Below are 21,056 nucleotides of genomic sequence, written 5' to 3' on the forward strand. Positions count from 1 at the left end.
CTTCAGGCCTTGCCGCGCCCTGCTCCTCCACGCTTTCCACCCACTCGAACTTCGGTCGCTTCGACTGCGCTTCGGAGAAGACAGAGCCCGGCGCCACAGATCGCCGAGCCTTCGCAGCTGCGCACCACAAGGCGCTCATACTCTTCGCCCAAGCTTGATGCCATCATCGCCGAAAGAGGCAGGCCGTCGACGGTGGTCAGTGACAATGGCACCGGGTTTCCAGCATGTGATCCTGCGCTGGTCCCAAGACTGGCAGATCGACTGGCACTGCATCCCGCCGGGCAACCCATGCAGAACGACCTCATCGAGAGCTTCGACGGCAACTTGCGCGACTAATGCCTCAAATAGACGCCGTTCACGTCACTAGCCGAAGCCAGGATGCGGATAGACGTTACTCTTCGATGTTGATCGTTCGGGTCGCCTATGGTTCAGTGGGTGCAAGGTCTAGGGGTGGGGGCACTACTTGAAACACAGAGCATACCGGCGACTGCGTAGTGTGGCGCTCGCGACTGGTTTACTATTGGCAAGCGTGACGGCCGGAGCTTCCCAGAGCAATCGAGATCTCTTCTTTGGGATCGCAGGGGCATTGCTCGAGCAGGGGTTGAAGCAGGAACAAGCGCGAGTACAGCAACAGCAGATGGAGGCGGCTCAGGCTGAGAAGGCCCGCCAAGAATTAGAAGCTGAACTTGCATTCATTCGCCGGGTACAGACCGCGCTAAGTTCACTTGGCTTCTACAACATGGAAGTGGACGGGAAAGTGGGGCCCGGTACGCGGGCGGCCGTAGCCGCCTATCAAGCTGCCTTCGACTTACGTGGGGCTTTCAGCGAGGCAGACCTGGGCGATCTGGAGGAACGTGCGAGCGCGGGTTGGCGCAGCGCACGCGAGGAGCGGCAGGCAGCTGAGGCCGGTTTTACCAGTAGGCAAGAATTCATCACGGCCTCTACAGCCGGGTTCGATTCGAAAGGCGACTGGGACAGTGCCCGGTACTACGGCATCACAAGCTCCATCGAATATTACCTGTTCGCTGAATCTGACTTCGGCGATTATCCTACATTCATAGCAGCGCAAGAAGCCGGCTTCGACTCTGCAGAAGACTTCGCCCACGCCGAACGGCTAGGTTTTGCCCAAGCCCGCCCCTATTGGGACTTTCTCGATTCAGGGTTTGCGGACAAGATCTCCTACGATGCGCACAGGCTCGCAATCGCCGAAGCCGAACATGCCAGCGAAGCGTGCAAATCAGCGGCTCACGCCTTAGATTGGCTAGCTGGACTGGAAGCTTGCTTCCGCGCAAACCGAGCGGACCCACAAAATGGTGCGATCAAGGCGATCCTGGAAGATATTCGAGGGCGGCTTAGCGCAGCGCTTATAGATTCACGGGCGTTGCTGGAGGAGAAGCAGCAGCAGTTGGTAGAGCTTACCTCCACCGAGCGGGACGCTGTTGCACAAGAGCCTAGCGCCCTTCGAGACCAGATCAACGCGCTGGCCAACCGTCTGGTTTTGGGTGAACTGCACCTGCAAGTCACCAATTGCGCGGCGTCTATACACAGGGAGGATTGGAAGCACGCCGACTCGGCGTGCTCTGCGCAGGTTGAAATTGATCAACTCGGCAGCGACCAGCGTGAGCAGGCCGAATTGCTGCTCGCCGAACTTGAAATCCAGCACGAGGTCGCGACAGAGAACTGGCAAGCGCAGCAAACGAGAGCCAAGCAGGAAGCGGAGCGATTGGCGCGCGAGGAGGCTACAGGGCAAGGAACGACCCTGTTAAACGACGTGGAAGCGTTTTCAAGCCGCGGGGGTCGGTTCTCGGACGGGGTTGAAGTTGCTCGAGCTCTGGTCGCACTCAAGCAATCGCTTGCTGCCCAAGACGCAACGCGCATCAACTCGGATGTGAAACGTCTGGAGAGGCTGCTCGAACTCGATGCAGTCTTCGTTGAGGACCGCATGGCTCAGCTGCTCGCAGCGGAACAGGCTGCGACGACAGGAGCACTCCTTGCCCGCCGCCGATTGGAAGATCAATCTGCCTTTATCATCGATCATATTGCCCGGAACGTTACCGCTGCCGAAACGGAGGCGCTGCTCAAGCTCCAAGAGCGGCTTGAGGCGATACTTGTCGAAGGAAACGCTGAGCGGGTTACGTCCGCGCAATTGGAAGCAGGCCAGATAATTCAGGAACTGGGTCTTGCTGCGGATTTGCATTCATTTGCTGCCGCTCGTGAAGCACCCTTGGTCACTGATGCGGATCTCAAAAATGCCGACGCTGAAGCCGCGAGAGCATCCCGAGCACTCGACGCTGCGCTCGAGCAGGCGCGAAGCTTGCTGGCTGATATCGAAGACTTCGCTCGGTCAGGAAAGAACTTTGTCGAACCAATATCAGTGGCCCGAGCAATCGGACGGCTGAAGCGCGAGCTCAGTGATCCGCAGCTGGATGGGCTGACCGCGTCGCATGCCGCGTTGTACGAGTTGGTACACGCCGATGAGCTGTACGGCGCAGCGATGTCCGCACGGCATCACCTAAACGACGTCGCTTTGGCCAATGCCATCGCAACGGCGGTCGAGGAAGGGACACTTCTAAACACCTTCCTCCTTGATCACATCAGCAGGAACCTCACCGATGACGAGGTTCTGCCTCTGATCGAGCTCCAGGCAACGCTCGAAGGCGCACTCGCCGACGAGAAGTCCTCAAACATCGTGCGAATCGTCGCAGGTGCGCAGGCATCAATAGGCGAGTACGGTCTTACCGCAGCGGCAATGGCTTTTGCCGAGTCTGAGGCCGCACGCCGTGTTCAGCCAGCAGTCGAGACAATCGCGAACGGCCTCTCGATTACTCTAGCAAATGCGGCACTGCTTGAGGGTGACAACGACGCTCTTGTGGTCCTCAGAGTGGCTGACGGGACCGCCCCCTACCTCACCACCAATCTGCTGGGCGATCTGACGGTGGAGGGAGGTACCGTGCACGGCTGCTGGGTTCATACGCCTCCGAAGACGGGTCTTCCATTCCTACTGGCTCGCCGGAAACTCAAGGACCTTGGCATCGAGCAAGTAGAGGTGTCGCAGTGCTTGGGCGGCTCAGCAGTGGCCGACCTGATCCTACTTGAGAGGGGGGCCTTTCTGTCGCTGAGCCCCAGCCAAGCGCAGCCGATCATCTCGAGCTTCGAAGACGGTCGCCTAGTGACTTTGGTGTCGGTGCAATCGGAGGAAACGGCGGATGAAGCTGCACGCCTCGATGCTGAAGTCCAATCTATCAAGCTTCGCCTTGGCAACGAACTTCTCCATGGCTACGGCATCTTGAAGCTTGCTTCGTCGGACAGCGCGTTCTGCGCCGTCGCCCAAAACCTCGACGCTCACGCCAATCTCCTGGCGCGCCATCTCGATCTTGTTACGCTCTACCTGAGCGATGTGGCTTTCTCTGAGGCTCTCACTCAAGAGCAGGCATTTGTCGCGGCCCAAAGAGGCTTATGTGAAGCCATTTATGGTCCAGACGAGACGTTGCGAGTCCTTATGGACGCGATGGCGCGGGACAACATCAAACACGAGCTGCTGCCTCTGTGGATCGAAACCGACACCGTGCAGACCGAAGTCGCTCGGCTTGATGAAGTATCTCGCCAAGAGTTGATGGCGGCCACGCTGGCCGACCAGGAGCTGCGGGCTGCCGCTCAACTCCAAAGCGCACAGGAGGACGAGCTCCGCGCGGCGAGCCTCGCACAGCAGGTGGCGCTGCGAGCCGAGCATCACGTTGATGCGGCTGGCGCACAGAAGACCATTATGGAGATGATGCGCAGTTTCGTGGACGACCAAAATCCTGCGCCCCTACTGCTGCACTTTCCCAAGACGCATAAGGTCTTAAGTGCGTTGCGCAATGACCGGTGGACGATTACGACTGTGTCTGACGATCTACTCGACTATGGTACGGCCGTTTGGCAGGATCGCCGCATCAAGGCAATACTGGTTCGTATCGGCGTAGAGCGCGAGAACGCCATACTAGGCCGCTATGAATCCGACTGCTACGTTCTCGGTCAACTCCTCGACACCGAGTTTAGGGTCGTGCGGGACCCGTTCGAGGGTGACTGTATGGCCGCTGCGGAAACCGAGGGATGGAAGCAGGGCCATGGCTTCGAGAGCCTGTGGCATCTGGTCGATACTCCGAGCGATTTGCCAACGACAATCCGTTGATGGGCGTCTCCGCAGGATGGCACTCACCTGCCACTGAACTTTCATCCAGCGGCGATTAGAGCCTCGGCCGTTTCAGTTACGCCGTGTGGCGCGGGTTGAGCAACCGGCGGAGAGGGGAAGCCCTTATCGAGCACAGGGTCGGAGCCGGTTGCGGCTAGTGCTCCAGCAAAGGCCGCCGGGGTCTGATAGCCGAGCGAGAAATGGGGTCTTGCGGTATGGAGGTCCTGCGTCCTTTCAGCAATGGCGCTACGGGCGTGGTCGAAGCCGAAGAACAGGCTCTCGTTCAAGAGCTCATCGCGATCGAAGGTGACGCCGCAATCTGTAGCAGCAGCGACGTTGTTGGAGGTGGGACTGGCACAAGGTCGACGGATAGAAAGCAGACAAAGGTCATTTGGCTCGATATCCGCGCATCCAATCGGCGCTGCCGATCACACCGTGGACACCCGAATTCATTCGATTGGGGCAACCGCCCATACGGCGCTCAGGATGAGGTCGTCATCGAGTTCTTGAAAGAAAGTGCCAGCTGAAGAACGGCGACGCCGCCCGAAGGGCGAACGGCGGCCTAGGGTCCGTACCCAATAAGGATTCCCGTGCGGCATAAGTTGTGATTCAAGGTTTCCGAGGAGAGGAGACCGCGATGAAACAGCGACAGTTGACGTGGTTGAGCGATGCGGAGTGGGCTCGCATCGAGCCCTTGCTGCCTCGTGGTCGCAAAGGCGCGCATCGGGTCGATGACCGTCGGGTGATCTCGGGCATCGTGCACATGCTCTAGAGCGGAGCACGCTGGCGTGATTGCCCGCCCGAATATGGGCCGTACACGACAATCTATAACCGCTTCAATCGCTGGAGCCGACAAGGCATCTGGTTGGGGATGTTCGAGGCGCTGACCGGGCATAATGGCATCTGGGGCACTGTTGCCCTCGACGCGACCCACATTAAGGCCCACCGCTCGGCGGGCGGCGCAAAAGGGGGGCCTTCGCGCAAGCCATCGGCATCTCACGCGGCGGTCGCACCAGCAAGCTCCATGGACTGACAGACACCCAGGGGCGCCCGCGCCTGCTCATGGTCTCGGCCGGCAATATCAACGACATGACCATGGCTGGCGCCTTGATCGAAAAAGCGGCAGGGCGCTTCGATCGTCTCATTGCCGATCGCGGCTACGACACCAACGCCATCCGCGCCGCCATCGCTGCGCAGGGCGCTCAGGTCGTTATCCCCTCCACCGCCAGCCGGCGCGCGCCAATCCCATATGACCGACACGCCTACAAGGCCCGAAACTTGGTCGAGCGTCTTTGGTGCCGCCTCAAGGATTGGAGACGCATCGCAACCCGCTACGATAAGCTCGCCAGAAACTTCCTGGCCACAGCACTCATCGCTGCTGCCATCACCTATTGGTGCAATTGAGTCCGGACCCTAGATGGCAACGTCGCCTGCAGAGACTCAAACACCATCGGCACACGGACGTCTCGTATCATTTTGTGGGCGGAGGAAACAGGCACTCGGCCTGAAGGAATCGGACCCGTGCCCGGACAACGCGCCTTGTGGTCCCAAGCGCATCCGCCATCGAGACGAAGGTCTTGCCGGCTGCCAGGCTATCCACAATCACCCTGTCTGTTTCGGCAGTGTGAGCAAACCTGCGCCGCTTGTCCTGACCACCGACGACCTCCGTGAGGATCTTCCGCCGACGATAGGATGCGAAGCCGGATGCGTCGAGCCATGCCCGAATTGTATCAGGACCAACTCCGAGCCTTTGACCGATGGCAGCGAGCGTTGCACCCTCGTCCACCATCTCGCCCAGGATCGAAACCTGTTCTGGCGTTGCCCGGATGTAGCGACCGGACCGTAGGCTTTCGGTGCCGGGATCCAGATGCCTGGCCCTCTGTACGACCGCGGCCGTCGAAATCCCGAGCGTCTCAGCGATGGCTGCGAATGTCACGGCGGCCTTCCGGCTGTCGCAGATGAAGCGGTCGGTCTCTGCGGTGTGCTTGAAGTTGGGGCCCCGGCGCCTGTGCTTCGGCTCCCTATCGACGGTCGACATAAGAGAATTTCCGATAACGCTCGATCACAGCCCTGGCTTCCTTCTTCAACGCGGGGAAATCGCGTTCGATATCGCGCAGCGTTGACAAGATCGTGGCGACGGCGCCCCCACTATAGTCGGCGTCCTCGCTATCCTCATCGTAGAGCACCGCAAGCTCGTGTTCCCAACTCCGCAACACGCGAGCGGAGCGAGCGACAACGTCGCGCGCCTCCCGCTCGGTAAAGTTGTCGGTGCCGGCCACTGATCTCTCCCTCAGGCGTTCCGGTTCGATTCTGCCACCTGCGGGGCTTCGGTGGCAAACGCTGGTAGCCGAACTCCTGTCAGGGCCCTGAGGCTCGAATTGGCATCAGGAGCGGATGGCTGTCAAAAGCGCGCCAAAATCCGGTCCGCCAGTTCACAATCCACTCCTACCCTCTTGTTCGCTTTCCGTTCTCATTCTAGGACACGACTCCTCGTGATGAGGATCGTGGAATGCCGCGGACGCTGAAGACATTAGAGGACGCCCGAGTGAGCGGTCAGGAGCTGGTAGCGATCTGCCTCCAGCTCCAGTGCCGGCACCGGTGGCCCGTCGATCTTCCGAAAGTCATCCACTATGTCGGCGGCGCGCACAGCCTGTGGCCGATGCGCGGGCAGCGGCACTTTTCCGAGCGCATGCGCTGCCCAGCCTGCAACAGTAAGGGCGTCCACATCTGGATGGGTGTGCCCAAGACGCCGCAGCCGCTGATAGGCGGGCTGCCGTACGCGGTCGAGAATCGGGACGTCGGCAACGAGGTGCTGGTGAGCGTTATCGCACAGGTGCGACACATCAGCGTTGCGCATGCGGCCTTCGAGGCGGCGGTGCTGGCCTATCCCGGCCGGCGCGTGTCGCTGACCGAAGGTGCGTTCGTGCTGCGCGACAGCCGGTTCATCGTGTTGCCGGGCGGCAAGGCAGGCGCCTAGCCGTCGGGGAAGAGCCGGCGGACGCCCCGTGCCGTACGCAGATTCGTCTCGCGTTTCTCCTTCTCGATGTCGGCATTGATGTGATTGACGCCGAGGCTCACCAAGGCCAGCCAGATCTCGCCGTGATCCCAGCCTGCGCCCTCGGCCGCGGCGACGAGCTCGAGCAGCGCTGGTTCCAGCGCCTCCTCACACTCGAGCTCACGATCGGGATGACGCACCGGCCGCACTGGCCGCTTCACCTCAGCTCGCATCCTCTGTCAGTCCTCTTGCAATCACCTGGAGTTCCACGTCTGGTAGCGGCTGCTGATGCTCGCGTGCACATCTCCCACGGCGCTGCTATGCCCCGGCCGATCACTTCTGCCGCCGCCGCTCAGCACTTGGGAGCAGATAATCCTATTCTATAGGTACGTACAATTGGTGTATCCAGCGCCCGACTGCGCGCGCTCCGGTGAGTGACGACAGGCTAGCACCTCAACGCGAGCTGACAGACCTTGCTCTGTCGATTGGGTGGCATCTGACGCCGAGGATCTGAATCGTCGCGCTGGTCGGAACCAGCTTCGCAGTCAACTGGCTTGGGTCGAGTGCAGCTTGGGCAACGGAGGACGCAGCCTCAATTGCGGTGTGGGAGCGGAAACAGACAGGCTCGGCGGTGGTCGGCGCGGGGGGCTCAAGCGGCGGGACGAGGTGATTGAGAAGGATATTCCGGCCACTCCCCTGATGAGCTTCGCTGGTTCCTGACAAGCCTTACGCCCTGATGCACCAGACACTCCAAGTGCGGCCTGGTGGTAGCGCCGGCAGCCTCACCATCCACAATCAGCCGCCAAGGTGGCAATTTCTAATCTCTGCGCCTGAAGCCCGAACTCCGACAGCGGAGTTCCCCATGCGCACCTCTTCTCCTCCAGCTCGACGCGATCTTCACGCCGAAATCACGACTCAGCTCATTGCCGCCATTGAAGCCGATCCGGGTAATCCTGTGTTGCCCTGGCGGCGTGCCGAGGCCCCAATGACCCTCCCCACCAATGCGCGCACAACGAAGCCCTATAACGGGGTCAACATCATCAGCCTCTGGTGTGCCGCCTTTGCCGCTGGCTACACGACATCCTCCTGGGCGAGCTATCGCCAGTGGCTCGACCTCGGCGCGCAAGTGCGGAAAGGTGAGAAAGGCACGCCGATCATCTTCTACCGCGATTACGACGTCGAACCCGATCCAGAGAATGCCGACGATGATGGCCGCCGCCGCGTGGCGCGCCTCTCGATCGTCTTTAACGCGGATCAGGTCGAAGGCTATGTTCTGCCCGAGACGGTCCAGCTTGCGTGCGGGAAGGACATGCCCGTCCCAGCTGTTTCCCAAGTCGCGTCCCTAATCGCCAGCAGCAAAGCCGAAATCCACCATGGCGGTGACGAGGCTTATTATGATCGTCGCGCCGATCGGATCGTCATGCCTGACCAGCAGAGCTTCGTGGGCACACCTACCTCATCGCCCCTTGAAAGCTATTACTCTGTGCTGCTGCACGAACTGGCGCATTGGACCGGTGCGCCCGCTCGCTTGAACAGGCGGTTCGGCGAGCGCTTCGGCGATGATGCCTACGCAGCCGAGGAGCTTGTCGCCGAAATCGCTTCGGCGTTCCTTTGTGCCGAGCTGCAGGTGACGCAAAGTCCGCGACCTGACCATGCAGCCTATCTGGCTCACTGGCTGAAGCTCTTGAAGTCCGACAACCGGGCCTTGTTCACCGCTGCTGCCAGGGCCTCCGAGGCAGCGACCTACCTTACTGGGCTGGCCGCACCCTTCTCTGTTCCGATCCCCTCACCCGCTGCCTCGTAGCGCAGCGGCGCAGTCGAAGGCATGGTTGCGGCGATGTCTAGGCCATATTCCTCGGAATGACCTCCTGCCAGTGCTTCGCAGCCAAAGCTCGCAATAGCCCAAACGCTGGGGATGTAGGACAAGATCGGCCTGCCGCCGATCTGCGCTTGCGCCGATATCTCCATGAGAAAAGTCAAGCGATCAGGCAATTGACCAACCGACACACTGATCAACAGCGCAGCCTTGGCGCAGAGCTGGCCATTTCTAGACCATCTAACAGTGCCCATGCCGCCGAGATGGTCTCGTGCGGCAGGCGGAACGGTGGGTAGGCGTCAGATCAATGGCTAGTCATTGCCAGAATTCCGTCGGCCAGTTTTTCGGCCAGCATCATGGTCGGAAGGTTGGTGTTGGCACGGGGCACCCGCACCATGTTCGAAGCGTCAACAACATGCAGGTTGTCGATACCGTGCACCTGCCCCGTTCGCGCATCGGTAACCGAGAGTGGATCTTCGGCCCGCCCCATGCGGCAGGTACAGGAAGGATGCCATCCCACCACCGTATGCTTGCGCACGAGCGCCGTCATGGCATCGTCGTCGCGCAGAGCTAGGCTCAGATCGTCACCAGCTGCAAACAAGCGGTCGATGACAAAATCCCTTAGCCTGGACGGTCCATCGGTAAGGAGGGCGGGCACCATAGTGGCGACCCAGTTGCGCAGATTGACGTCGCCAACCAGCTTCGCCATGGCGCCATGCGTAGCGGCGAAGGGGTGGGCCGACGCCGCTTGCAGAACATTGGTGGCGTAGAAAGCTGCCATTCTGCGCACTGCGATCTTCATCCGCGCCAGATCGCGCGGATCGGACAGCATTTCGAGGCGCATATCCGGCTGGCCATTCGGATTGCCTGGATCGAGCCGGATAAAGCCTTGCGAATAGGGTTTGTTGATCCAGCTGAACAGCGAGCCGATGCGAATGCCCACCGGATGCCATGCCGATTTGGAGACCACGACCATAAACATGTCGCTTGCCCCGCAGTCGGGTAGGTCGGACGAGAAGCGCAATCCTGCCTGAACATGGCGGCGGGGGACCTTGCCCATGCGCGATCCCCGGCGAATCCAAGATGACATGGCTATGGAGGGGTGTTCCTGCAGATTTCTGCCCACGCCAGGCAGGTCGTGAAGAACCGGAACTCCAGCTGCGTGGAGTTCATTGGCCGAGCCGATGCCGGCGCGGAGCAGTAAGATCGGCGACCGCGTCGCGCCGGCCGACAGGATGACCCGCCGCGCCAGGATCTGTTCCGCTCCCACCCTGACCCCGGCAACACGGCGCCCGTCCATTACCAATCCGTCCACCGTGCAATCGGTCCTGATGGTAAGATTGGGGCGTGCGCGGGTCGCCGCATCGAGATAACCCATGGCCGCGGAAATTCTCTGGTGGCGATTGGTTGTCAGCGAAAGTGGGAACCAGCCGTCCTCGAAGACACCATTCTGGTCCCCGATATTTCTGTAGCCGGCCGCTGAAAAGGCCGCCGTCGCTGCCCGGGTAAAGCCGGGCCACTGGTTCTCGGAAACCCGACTGATGGCGATGGGGCCATCGTCTCCATGGAAAGGACCTTCATAGTCCATGTCGGTTTCGAGCCTTCGGAAGTATGGCAGCACGCTCTGCCAGTCCCACCCGGCGGCCCCCAATTCGGCCCATTCATCATAGTCCACCGGCAGACCGCGATTTCCAATCTCGCCATTGATGCTCGAACCGCCGCCAATCAGCCGCGGCTGGCCGTAAGCCTTTAAGGGCGGTCGATCCGGATCGTTATGCGGAACGGGCAGCAGATGCGCCTTTAGATCCTGCCACTGATAGGACGGGTTGAAAGCGGCCCGATACGGATAGACGTCGCGAATTGCGTCCGGCTCCTGACCCGGCGGATGGTCGACCCCTGCCTCGATCAGTAGGACACGATGGGCGCTGGCGGCCGAGAGACGATTGGCCAGGACGCAGCCCGCCGAGCCGCCCCCTACGATCACGAAATCATAGCCTGAGGTCACGGCCGGTCATCCGTGACGACGAACTGCTGAAATGCAGTGCGGTTGGCGATGATGTAGTCCCAGTCATATTCGACGCCAAGTCCCGGACCGTCCGGAACCGGCATGCAGCCATCAGCGCCTATGTCTTCGAGCGCATCGCTATAGCCCGAGCCAAAAACCGGGGGCACGGGATTGGCCACACCTGGGGCAACGAGAGAGAGCTCGTACCAACTCGAATTACGCATCGAGGCCATGCAATGTCGCTGCGCCGGCCCAGCGGCGTGAATCTCGCAATCGAGCCCAAAGGCCTCGGCCAGATGTGCGGTCTTCATGGTGCCGGTAATCCCCATGTCATAGTCAGGGTCGACCCGGATATAATCGGTGGCGCGCTCTCCGATCCACGACGCCTTGGCCTCCAGCCCGCGCACATGCTCGGTCAGCATGAGCGGCGTCCGGACACTTTCCTTGAGCTGGCGCGCCGCGTGGGGCGACCACCCCGCGTCCATGAACGGATCTTCGAACCAGAGGTAGCCGCCCTCGTCGCAGGCCTTGCCGACATAGATGGCATCGGCAAAAGTCTGCAATTCGCTGGCCGCATCATACATCAGCGCCATGCGATCACCGACGCGCTTGGCGCAGAACAGCAGATTGGCAGCCTCTTCCCGAGGGTTGCCTTCACCCCAGCCGTGGATCTTGTAGCCTCGGTAGCCAAGAGCAAGGCACTCTTCAGCGAAGTCCGCGTAGGCCTCGATAGAATCGAGAATGCCATGTCGACCGCCATTGAGCGTGCTGGCATAGGTGGGCAGTCGCTGGCGATACCCACCCAGCAATCGCCATACCGATCTCTCGACAGCCTTGCCTGCCAGATCCCACAGCGCGATGTCCAATGCCGAGTGGCCAATTGCCATATAGTGGCGGTGAAACCGTTTGAGCTTGTTGTAGATTGCTTCGCGTTCCTCGGCGTCCTCGCCCAGGATCTGGCCGGCCAGCGCCTTGACCTGGCCCACCATGGCGCCGTTCTTGCCGCTATGGACGCTGCAATACTCGCCGCGCGCACCGTCCCGGGTCTCGATCACGACGGCAAAGGCTGAAAGGCGGCTCTGCTGGCCCTTCATCACGCAGCGATTGCCACTGTCATCCATGCCCAATCCATCCACGACATAGTCAAATTCGTGGACTTCCACCTTGGCAATGCGCCAGCCGGGCCGTGCGCCAATGATTCTTTTCATTTCATCCCTTAGAAATTCTCGCTTGCCAAAAGCCAAGCTGTCTGACAGAACAATTCTAGTCAGACAACAATCTGCCCGTCAACGGATATTGGTGTCTAAGGAACATGGAAACTGAAAGTCGCAGTGAGAGTGCCTATCGCCAGCTGGTCCTCTATATGGGGCAACTGGATGATGGGGAGCGCCTGCCCGCCGAATCCGACTTCGTCGATATGTTCGGCCTGTCGCGCGCCAGTATAAGGGAAGCGTTGGCGCGCCTCCGCGCCGAGGGCATGGTGCGCTCTCGCAAGGGTTCGGGAAGCTATGCCGTGCACAACGGCTCCCCTGAAATGATGCGCCTGTCGGCCATCGAATCCATGCGCGATCTGGCCGAATGGCATGAAGTTCGCTTGGCGCTCGAAAGCGAGGTTGCGGCCCTCGCCGCCGACCGCCGCACTGACGCGGACCTTGCCAATCTGCAAAAAGCCCAGGCTGACCTGATCATCCAGCTCGCCAGCAACCATGCCGACAAGGAAGACGTCGCCTTCCACTCGGCCTTAGCGGCCTGCGCGCATAATCCCAAGCTCAGTGACGCGCTGGGCAAGCTCACTTCTCACATCTTCAGGTGGAGCAGCCTGTCGGCCGAGCGAGGCTTTCTGACCTTGGCCGAGCGCCGGGAACTGATCTCCCTCGAGCATGGCGGCATCGTCGATGCCGTCGCGGCGCGCGACGCAGATCGCGCTCGGGCCGAGATCCGACGGCACCTACTGAATGGGCGCTCGCGTGTGTTGAGCACGCTGGAGCGATAGCCCCCGGCGAAATCATAAAAATTCAAGCAGTGGAGGAACTTGCAATGAGTATCGGTAAACTGGATCGACGCACGGTCTTGAAGCTGGGAGCAGCATCTGCGCTGCTGCCCGCCATGGGCAAAATCGCTCTTGCTCAGGAGCACAGCGGCACCATCCGGATCTGGACTTTTCTCAGCGCCGAAGGCCAGTCGCCACGCGAAGTCGTGCTGCGCGACCTGATCGAGACGTTTGTCGCGGCCAATCCGGGCGTGTCGGTTGAAGTCGAATCTCAACCCTTCCAGGAACTCGAAACGAAGTTCGTTGCGGCCTCGGCCCAGAACCGGGCGCCCGACATCATCTGGATGCGAGACACCTTCCTCGATCTGGTCAATCAGCGCGGAGCGCTCGCTGATCTCAACGACGAACTGTCCGCCTCCTTTCAGAGCGATGTCATCCCCGACCTCTATCCGGTCTTCGCAGAAAAATCGGTCATCGATGGCGTTCGCACGTCCCTGCCGCTCTGGCCATCGCCCGCGCAGGTACTCTTTTATCGCGAGGACGCGCTGGCCGAAGTCGGGCTCGATGCACCGCCGCTGACCTGGGACGAATTCATCCCGGTCGCCGGCAGGCTGACCAGCGGCGACCGTCTTGGCCTCGGCCTGCCTACCAATGATAATAGCGTCTCAGCGTTCATCAACATAATGACCGGTTTCGGTCCGGGCATCTTTGACGCCGAGACCGGACAATTCGATGTCACCGGACCCGAAGCGGTCGAAACAGCCAATGTTGTCCGACAGCTTGTGTCTGTCGGCGCTCTCTCGCCCACGCTGCTGAACGCAATGGGCGACGATATTCAGGACCAGTTCGCCGCGGGTCGCTTCGCCATCGTCCAGGCTTTCGCGCCACGGTTTGCCCAGTACAAGTCAATAGCGGCCGCCTATGACCCCGATGATCTTGCCGTCTCGGCCTGGCCGGCCTTTGGTGATCGGCCTCCGGCTGTGTTGTTGGGGCCCTATTGGACAGTAGGTGTTTCGGCAAAATCTGAGAACAAGGCAGCCGCTACCGCCTTTGTGGAAGCGCTCTACACGCCGGAAGCTTCGATGCAGTGGGCGCAGACCGCCGGGCTGGTGCCAGACCGCCGCTCCGTTCAGTCCGACCCGTTCTTCAGCACCCCCGAGGCCGAATCCATCGCCGTGTTCAACGCGCTGCTCGACGCACCGGGCGCTTTGACCTTCCCACCCAAGCTGCCCGACATCACCAGGGTCTTCCCGATCATGAACACCGCGCTTCAGGAGCTGATCGGCACCGACGAGGATGTGAGCGCCATCCTAGAACGAGCCAAGGCAACGCTGGGTTGGTAGTGCGATGACGACGGCCGTTGAGATTTCGGTGGACTCTTCCCGCGCCCTGGACTCAGTGGCCCGCAAGACCAGAATCGTGGGGTCGGCACTTGTCGGCCCCGCACTTATCCTCGTTGTGGCGATCAATGTGCTTCCGGCCTTTTATGGCTTCTATCTCAGCCTTCGACAGGTCTTCTTCTTTGGCGATGAAGGTTATGTTGGCCTGCAGAACTACGTCGCGCTGTTCCGCGATCCCTTCGCCTGGCAGGCCATGGGCCGTTCCCTGATCTTCACCTTCGGCTCCCTGGTCATTGCCGTCCCCCTGGCTTTGGTATCGGCCATGGGCATCCGACGCCTCGGTAAATGGGGCAGCATCCTGCTCACCGTCCTCCTCGTGCCCTGGGCGATGAGCCCGATCGTCGTGGCTCTGCTGTGGAAATGGATCCTGGTCCCCTCGCCCGGCGGGCTTGTCGGCGCCGTGTTTGCCGCCTTCGGCATGCCGCCGCAGGACCTGCTGACCGACCCGATCCTCGCCATGCCGACGCTGATACTGATCGCGGTGTGGCGCAATTTTGCATTCGCCGCCATCATCCTTACGGGCGGGCTCGGGCAAATCCCACGTGATCTCTACAAGGCAGCCGCCATGGATGGCCTTGGCGCTTGGGAAGCGTTCCGCAAGATCACTCTGCCGCTATTGGCGTCGTCGCTGCTGATCGTCATCTCCATGCTGACCATCAGCTATTTCAACGAGGTCCAGACCATTATCGGACTGACCGGCGGTGGCCCGATCCGTCAGACCACGACGCTTGGCTATCTGCTCTACCATACCGGCTTTGTGGAGCTCGACCAGGGGCGCGGCAACGCCATCGCCATCGTCATGTTCATGATCAACATGCTGCTCATCGCCCTCTACATCAAAATCTTGGGCAAGCAGCCGGGAGCTGCCGCATGAAAACCGGAACCCGTAACGGGCTGTTGTTGCTGGGTTGTCTTCTTGCAGCCTTGGTCGCCCTCGGCCCCATCGTCTGGGCGTTTTCGACCTCGCTCAAGCCGACCAATCGCATCTTCCAGGTGCCGCCCGAGCTCATCCCTTCGGTGTCGACGCTGGACCACTACGCCCGCCTGATCTCGGAAGGTGTACACCGGGCTTTTCTCAATAGCGGCCTCTACGCCTTTCTGGCGGTGGCGGTCGCGCTGGTCCTTGGCACCGTGGCTGGCTATTCGCTCGCGCGATACCCCATCCCGGGCAAGCAGCTGGTCTTGGTCCTCTTCGTAGGTGCCATGGCAGTCCCCGGCTTCGCCGTGCTGCTGCCCACCCAGCTGCTCTTCGTCAATATGGGACTTTACAACACCTATGTCGCGCTACCCCTGCTCTATGCCGGCCATATCCTGCCCTTCGCCGTGTGGGTGACGCGGTCGCATTTCAACACCATCCCACGCGAACTCGAACAGGCGGCGCAGATCGATGGGTACTCGCGTTTCGAGGCGGTGTGGAAGGTCGTGCTGCCAGGCGCCAAGCCAGCACTTCTGGCCGCCGCGACCTTCGGTTTCCTGCATTCCTGGAACGACTATGTCACCGCCACCACGATGGTCGACACGCCGGGCCTACGCACCCTGCCGGTGGCTCTGATCTTCTTCCAGGGTTTCCACGGCAGGGACTGGGGCGCGCTGATGGCTGGCGTCATCATTGCGACCATCCCCCCCGTCGTCATGTTCCTCCTGTTCCGTAAATATCTCATCGGCGGCTTCGCTGATGGTTCGGTGAAAGGCTAATTCGGTGAACGCAGTGCCACGCAACGCATCGACAGCGCAATCGGTCCGCTTCATCAATGTCGGCAAGAGCTATGGCAATGTTCGAGCCGTCTCAGGCATAAATATCACCATCGCGCCCGGCCAGTTCGTCACCCTGCTGGGGCCCTCGGGATGCGGTAAGAGCACGACGCTCAACATGATTGCTGGTCTGGAAATGCCCACTGAAGGGCAGATCCTGATCGGCGATCGCGATGTCACGACCGTCAAGCCAGCTGACCGCGACATAGCCATGGTCTTCCAGTCCTACGCGCTCTATCCGCACCTGACCCTCTATGAAAACATAGCGTTTCCGATGCGGGCGCGCCGACGCCGCTCACCCGAACCCGAAGTGGACAACAAGGTTCGCACTGCCGCGCGCATGTTGGGCCTTGATGGCATGCTCAGCCGTTACCCTCGGGAAATTTCCGGCGGACAGCGTCAACGCGTCGCGCTGGGCCGTGCCATGGTGCGCACGCCCACCGTCTACCTGCTCGATGAGCCTCTCTCCAATCTTGACCAACAATTGCGGGTGCAGATGCGCTCGGAACTGAAGGATTTGCACCAGCGTCTGGGCGCGACCATGCTCTACGTCACTCACGACCAGAGCGAGGCCATGACCCTTTCGGACCTGATCGTGGTCATGTCGGCGGGACGCATCGAACAGGTCGGCACGCCCCGGGACCTCTACGACCGTCCTGCCAATCTGTTCGTGGCGCGCTTCCTGGGCGAGCCCGGAATGAACATTCTCAACGGCGAGAGCAAAAGCGGCAGCCTTGTCGGCAAAGGCTTTTCCCTGCCGCTTCCCGCGACCGTCGGGGTGCCGGCAGAGCAGCTTTCGATAGGCATCCGCCCCGAAAACATCGAGCACGACCCATCCGAAAACGCGCCAATAAAGGGGATCGTAAGAACGGTCGAGTTTCTCGGCTCACGCAGCTTGGTGCGCATAGATGTGGGCGACGCTCTGGTTTCGGCCTTCCTGCCCGCAACCGTGCAGCTCAGCGCCGGCGGCGCGGTGGGGCTGCGCCCATCCGACCCGGCCAAGGTTCGCTTCTTCGACACGCAAACGGGCTTATCAGTTTAAGAAGTTTACCCACATCGATCTTGACGACGATGTGGCCGGCGGCGGCGCTGGGTCCTGGCTTTGCCATCGCCCGGAACATTGGGGCTCGAGGTCAGTTGTAGGACTACGCCGACGCCGCGGCCGGCATGGTCGCTTGGTGGCGTCGGAGGACAATACTTGCCACGGCATCGGCTTTTGAAAAGCCTAGCGCCCATTCGCCCAAACTCACGAAAGGTCAACTGATGGAGCTTCACATTGCTTTTGCCTTGTTGAAGGCGACATTCGCAGAGGGACGACGCCTGGGTGCACGGCCCCTGTCGGCAGTTGTACTCGACAGCGGCGGCCATCAAGTAGCCGGCGCACGTGAGGACGGGGCAGGTTTTGCGCGGCTGGCCCTGGCCCAGGCAAAAGCATGGGGCTCCTTAAGCCTCGGCCTCGGCTCGCGCACTCTTTCCGAACGTGCACCACAGGCACCAGAATTCTTCGCCGCCGCTGCAAGCTTGTTGGACGGCCGACTACTGCCAGCGCCTGGCGGCCTGCTGCTGCTTCGCGAAGGGATGCTGATCGGCGCCATCGGCGTTTCGGGTGATGCCGGTGACACCGACGAAGCGTGCGCCATCCATGCTGTGGAAGAGCTCGGTCTTGAGTATGCTCAGTAGCACCGAGCGGTGCCTTCGGCTCCCAAGAGCCTGTTGGCACTGTAACCAGACCTCTACCTGATTTGTCCGGCACCCTTCTCAAATGGGTAGCGCGGCCCGGCTGGCCCGAGGAGATGCCTGCAGAGCTCCAACGGACCCGCGACCGCACTGGAGCGTTGCGTCCGGGGGTATCGCTCGGTTCGTTAGTGTCGAGGCTCTACCTATGCTTGCTGAAGCGTCTCAGACCGTGCCGACGAAACCACGGCCAGGATCGGCATGAACCCGATCATGTTCATGAAGGACACCAACGCCAGCATTGGCCCTACTGACGACGCCGATAGCAGGTACGGCTCTGCTTCCGTCTGCGCAGGAACTGGCTCACCTTCCGCGCCATTGCATGTGTTTGGCGTCGCGCAAGGGCACCAAGGTGTGCCGCGGCCTCGAGCAAGCTGGCCGATTTCCCTTCCCACCAGCCAAACTAACTTTGTCCTTGCGCTGTGACGTTTAAGTAAGCGCCGTAGTCATTCTTCCCGAACTGCCTTGCTCGGTTGATTAGCTGGTCATTGGTAATCCAGCCCATTTGGAAGGCTACTTCGTCGGGGCTTCCCAATTGCTGACCTTGACGTTCGGTCAGGATGCGCACAAAATTTCCTGCGTCCAACAGGCTCGCGTGGGTGCCGGTGTCCAGCCAAGCATAGCCGCGGCCCATTTTCTGCACGGTCAAGGTGCCAGCGATAAGATAGCTCTCCAAAAGCGTGGTGATTTCCAACTCGCCTCGGGCGGAGGGGCGCACGGCGCGGGCTCGTTCGGGTGCCGTGCCATCGACGAAGTAGAGCCCAGTCACGGCATAGTTCGAAGCCGGCGCGGCCGGCTTTTCGACGATTTTTTTTGCCATGCCGTCCTCGTCGAACTCCACCACGCCATAGCGTTCCGGATCGACCACGCGATAGGCAAAAATGGTGGCGCCATGAGTGGTTTTTCCCGCCTCTTGCAGCAGTTCGGGAAGGCCGTGGCCGAAAAAGATATTATCGCCCAAAACCATAGCTGCGGGGGAGCCAGCCAGAAACTCCTCGGCCAGAATAAAAGCCTGTGCGAGCCCGTCGGGGCTGGGTTGTACCTCATAATGCAACGTTATGCCCCACTGGCTGCCATCACCCAAAGTTCGCTGAAACTGATCTGAGTCGTGGGGGGTGGTGATCACCATGATGTCACGGATGCCAGCCAGCATCAGCACCGTCAGGGGGTAATAAATCATAGGCTTGTCGTAGATCGGCAGAAGCTGTTTAGAGACGCCTAGAGTGATGGGATAGAGGCGGGTTCCCGACCCGCCGGCCAGAATAATGCCTTTGCGCTTTGTCATGTGGAAATACCTAACTCGGTCAATGTGTCTGCAAGCGCTGCCCGCCAATCAGGGCGGGCAATGCAAAATGTCGCTGTAGTGCTGCTGCAGTCCAGCCTGGAATTCAGCGGACGGTTGGCAGGCGTGGAGTAGTCGCTCGTAGAAATACCCTTCACGCCAATTGGACGGTCGGCCTCCATGAAAATCGCGCGGGCGAAATTGCACCAGCTGATATCTGGCGCGCCGCTGAAATGGTACGTGCCGGATTTGTCTCGGCCGGCACAAAGCTGATTGGCGATTTCAAGGCAGGCGGCGGCAATGGCACGCGCAGGGGTTGGACCGCCGAACTGGTCATCCACTACGCTCAGCTCGTTCCGGCTCTCCGAGAGCCGAAGCATGGTCTTGACGAAATTGCTTCCATGAGAGGAAAACACCCATGAGGTGCGCAAGATCGCGTAGCTGCCGCCTACCGCACGAATACGCTGCTCACCTGCCAGCTTAGACCTCCCATAGGCGTTTTGTGGCTCAGTGGTATCGTCTGGCGCAAAGGCCTGTGTGCCAATACCCGCAAAGACGTAATCTGTAGAAAGTTGCACTAGCGGAATGTCCAACGCGGCGCAGGCCTCTGCCATGGCGGCGGGCGCCGCGCCGTTGATGGTCGTAGCCAGAGCCTCTTCCTCTTCGGCGCGGTCCACGGCGGTATAGGCGGCCGCGTTGATTACTGCACGGGGACCGTGTGCATAGATTGCAGCGGCGCAGGCAGCAGGGTCAGACAAATCAGCCGCATCCCTGCCCAAAGCCTGCACTTGGGCCAGGTGTTGCAGTTCTTTTGCGACCTGGCCCGTGCGACCGAACACCAGAAGGCCGCTCATGTGGTGGGCTTTGCTGTGCCCAGGCGCTGACCCACACCGTGACGTGTTAGCAGCGGGCGCCACCAGTCCCTGTTCTCTACATACCACAATACGGTTCGTTCTAGCCCCTCTTCCACACTGACCGACGGGCGCCACCCGAGTTCCGTGCGGATGCGCGTGGGGTCGATCGCATAGCGCGCGTCATGTCCAGGACGATCGGCGACAAAGGTGATTAGATCGGCATACCTGCCAGCTGCGCGCGGATGCAGCCGATCAAGTATGGCGCAGATGGTTTGCACCAGTTGAAGGTTCGTGCGTTCGTTCTCGCCGCCGATATTGTAGCTGCGCCCCGGTGTTCCCTTAGTGGCCACCAAGAGCAGCGCGTCGGCGTGATCCTCCACATAGAGCCAGTCGCGGATGTTGCTGCCGTCGCCGTAGATTGGCAGCGGCTTGCCCGACAGCGCACTCAGGATGATGACCGGGATCAGCTTCTCGGGAAAGTGATAGGGGCCATAATTGTTTGAGCAATTACTCAGCACCACTGGCAAGCCATAGGTTTCATACCAAGCGCGCACAAGGTGATCAGACGCAGCTTTGGAGGCCGAATACGGACTGCGCGGATCGTAGGGCGTGTTTTCCGTGAATTGCAAATCTGGGTCAGCGGGCAGCGAGCCAAACACCTCATCGGTCGAGACATGATGAAAGCGAAAACATTCGCGCAGGCCCTCCGCCACCCAATATTTTCGCGCGGCTTCCAGCATGTTGAACGTACCGGTGATATTGGTATCAATAAAGTCGGAAGGCGCGTCGATTGATCGGTCGACATGGGACTCAGCTGCTAGATGCAGCACAATATCGGGCCGATGGGCGGCAAAAATCGCGTCAACCGCCGCACGATCGCGAATATCTGCCTGTACGAAGGCGTAAGACGGGCTATCCGCCACCGACGCCACGTTGGCTAGATTGGCGGAATAAGTAAGCGCATCTAGGTTCACAACAGTATGGCCTCGCGCGACCGCCAGCCGCACTACAGCAGAGCCGATGAAGCCCGCCCCGCCTGTGACGAGAAGCTTCATGG

At 60.7% G+C, this 21,056-nt stretch carries 17 protein-coding genes and 2 pseudogenes; 10 read left to right on the forward strand and 9 right to left on the reverse strand.

Translation table 11 applies throughout. The features are described from left to right. Positions 1 to 496: 496 nt before the first annotated feature. Positions 497 to 4,171: a peptidoglycan-binding protein gene (locus tag EMQ25_RS11430; protein ID WP_204570005.1), complete on the forward strand. Its 3,675-nt coding sequence runs from the start codon at positions 497 to 499 to the stop codon at positions 4,169 to 4,171. Positions 4,172 to 4,212: 41 nt separating this feature from the next. Here EMQ25_RS11430 and EMQ25_RS11435 read toward each other — a convergent pair. Beyond that, positions 4,213 to 4,470: pseudogene (locus EMQ25_RS11435) on the reverse strand (integrase core domain-containing protein); the annotation flags it as partial. A 338-nt stretch (positions 4,471 to 4,808) separates the two neighbouring features. On the opposite strand from EMQ25_RS11435, the pseudogene EMQ25_RS11440 reads away from it, so the two are divergent. Further along, positions 4,809 to 5,575: pseudogene (locus EMQ25_RS11440) on the forward strand (IS5 family transposase). Between the two features lie 67 nt (positions 5,576 to 5,642). Here the strand turns inward: EMQ25_RS11440 and EMQ25_RS11445 are convergent. Both EMQ25_RS11445 and EMQ25_RS11450 read right to left on the reverse strand, forming a co-directional pair. Then, positions 5,643 to 6,209, reverse strand: a complete 567-nt coding sequence (locus tag EMQ25_RS11445) for a hypothetical protein (protein ID WP_127188730.1) — start codon at positions 6,207 to 6,209, stop codon at positions 5,643 to 5,645. Continuing rightward, positions 6,193 to 6,450: a hypothetical protein gene (locus EMQ25_RS11450; RefSeq protein ID WP_127188731.1), complete on the reverse strand. Its 258-nt coding sequence runs from the start codon at positions 6,448 to 6,450 to the stop codon at positions 6,193 to 6,195. Before EMQ25_RS11450 ends, EMQ25_RS11445 begins: the two co-directional genes overlap by 17 nt. 230 nt (positions 6,451 to 6,680) lie before the next feature. On the opposite strand from EMQ25_RS11450, the gene EMQ25_RS11455 reads away from it, so the two are divergent. Then, positions 6,681 to 7,148: a hypothetical protein gene (locus tag EMQ25_RS11455; protein WP_127188732.1), complete on the forward strand. Its 468-nt coding sequence runs from the start codon at positions 6,681 to 6,683 to the stop codon at positions 7,146 to 7,148. Here the strand turns inward: EMQ25_RS11455 and EMQ25_RS11460 are convergent. After that, positions 7,145 to 7,387 (reverse strand): hypothetical protein, encoded by a 243-nt coding sequence (locus EMQ25_RS11460; protein WP_127188733.1) that lies wholly within the window; start codon positions 7,385 to 7,387, stop codon positions 7,145 to 7,147. The two genes, EMQ25_RS11455 and EMQ25_RS11460, sit on opposite strands and share 4 nt — an antisense overlap. Before the next feature lie 641 nt (positions 7,388 to 8,028). Between EMQ25_RS11460 and EMQ25_RS11465 the strand changes: the two genes are divergently transcribed. Next, entirely contained in the window at positions 8,029 to 8,970 is a 942-nt protein-coding gene (locus EMQ25_RS11465; protein ID WP_127188734.1) for an ArdC family protein, read from the forward strand. A 316-nt stretch (positions 8,971 to 9,286) separates the two neighbouring features. On the opposite strand, the gene EMQ25_RS11470 is transcribed toward EMQ25_RS11465, so the two are convergent. After that, positions 9,287 to 10,987, reverse strand: coding sequence for a GMC family oxidoreductase (locus EMQ25_RS11470; protein ID WP_127188735.1), 1,701 nt, complete (start codon positions 10,985 to 10,987; stop codon positions 9,287 to 9,289). Beyond that, positions 10,984 to 12,231, reverse strand: coding sequence for an enolase C-terminal domain-like protein (locus EMQ25_RS11475; protein WP_204570008.1), 1,248 nt, complete (start codon positions 12,229 to 12,231; stop codon positions 10,984 to 10,986). Before EMQ25_RS11475 ends, EMQ25_RS11470 begins: the two co-directional genes overlap by 4 nt. Before the next feature lie 68 nt (positions 12,232 to 12,299). On the opposite strand from EMQ25_RS11475, the gene EMQ25_RS11480 reads away from it, so the two are divergent. From EMQ25_RS11480 to EMQ25_RS11505, 6 genes are all read left to right on the forward strand, one after another. Then, on the forward strand, positions 12,300 to 12,980 hold the full coding sequence (locus EMQ25_RS11480; RefSeq protein WP_127188736.1) for a FadR/GntR family transcriptional regulator: 681 nt from the start codon (positions 12,300 to 12,302) through the stop codon (positions 12,978 to 12,980). Between the two features lie 44 nt (positions 12,981 to 13,024). Then, positions 13,025 to 14,320 (forward strand): ABC transporter substrate-binding protein, encoded by a 1,296-nt coding sequence (locus EMQ25_RS11485; protein ID WP_127188737.1) that lies wholly within the window; start codon positions 13,025 to 13,027, stop codon positions 14,318 to 14,320. A gap of 55 nt (positions 14,321 to 14,375) precedes the next feature. After that, the gene (locus EMQ25_RS11490) at positions 14,376 to 15,251 is read left to right on the forward strand and encodes a carbohydrate ABC transporter permease (protein WP_158626064.1); all 876 of its coding nucleotides are present in this window, start codon (positions 14,376 to 14,378) and stop codon (positions 15,249 to 15,251) included. Next, the gene (locus tag EMQ25_RS11495; protein WP_127188739.1) at positions 15,248 to 16,072 is read left to right on the forward strand and encodes a carbohydrate ABC transporter permease; all 825 of its coding nucleotides are present in this window, start codon (positions 15,248 to 15,250) and stop codon (positions 16,070 to 16,072) included. Before EMQ25_RS11490 ends, EMQ25_RS11495 begins: the two co-directional genes overlap by 4 nt. Positions 16,073 to 16,085: 13 nt before the next feature. Next, positions 16,086 to 17,171 carry an ABC transporter ATP-binding protein gene (locus EMQ25_RS11500; protein ID WP_244606570.1) on the forward strand — a complete coding sequence of 362 codons (1,086 nt, stop codon included), beginning with the start codon at positions 16,086 to 16,088 and terminating at the stop codon, positions 17,169 to 17,171. Between the two features lie 221 nt (positions 17,172 to 17,392). Next, positions 17,393 to 17,809, forward strand: coding sequence for a GlcG/HbpS family heme-binding protein (locus tag EMQ25_RS11505; RefSeq protein ID WP_127188740.1), 417 nt, complete (start codon positions 17,393 to 17,395; stop codon positions 17,807 to 17,809). 457 nt (positions 17,810 to 18,266) lie between these two features. On the opposite strand, the gene rfbA is transcribed toward EMQ25_RS11505, so the two are convergent. Genes rfbA through rfbB form a run of 3 tightly spaced genes read right to left on the reverse strand, consistent with a single transcriptional unit; the run spans position 18,267 to position 21,054 of the window. Continuing rightward, complete coding sequence (gene rfbA / locus EMQ25_RS11510; RefSeq protein WP_127188741.1) at positions 18,267 to 19,148, reverse strand: glucose-1-phosphate thymidylyltransferase RfbA; 882 nt, start codon at positions 19,146 to 19,148, stop codon at positions 18,267 to 18,269. Beyond that, positions 19,145 to 19,999 carry a dTDP-4-dehydrorhamnose reductase gene (rfbD, locus tag EMQ25_RS11515; RefSeq protein ID WP_127188742.1) on the reverse strand — a complete coding sequence of 285 codons (855 nt, stop codon included), beginning with the start codon at positions 19,997 to 19,999 and terminating at the stop codon, positions 19,145 to 19,147. The genes rfbA and rfbD overlap by 4 nt, the downstream gene beginning before the upstream one ends. Further along, positions 19,996 to 21,054: a dTDP-glucose 4,6-dehydratase gene (rfbB, locus tag EMQ25_RS11520; RefSeq protein ID WP_127188743.1), complete on the reverse strand. Its 1,059-nt coding sequence runs from the start codon at positions 21,052 to 21,054 to the stop codon at positions 19,996 to 19,998. Before rfbB ends, rfbD begins: the two co-directional genes overlap by 4 nt. Positions 21,055 to 21,056: the final 2 nt, after the last annotated feature.

Source organism: Arsenicitalea aurantiaca (assembly GCF_003994485.1).
GTDB lineage: Bacteria > Pseudomonadota > Alphaproteobacteria > Rhizobiales > Devosiaceae > Arsenicitalea > Arsenicitalea aurantiaca.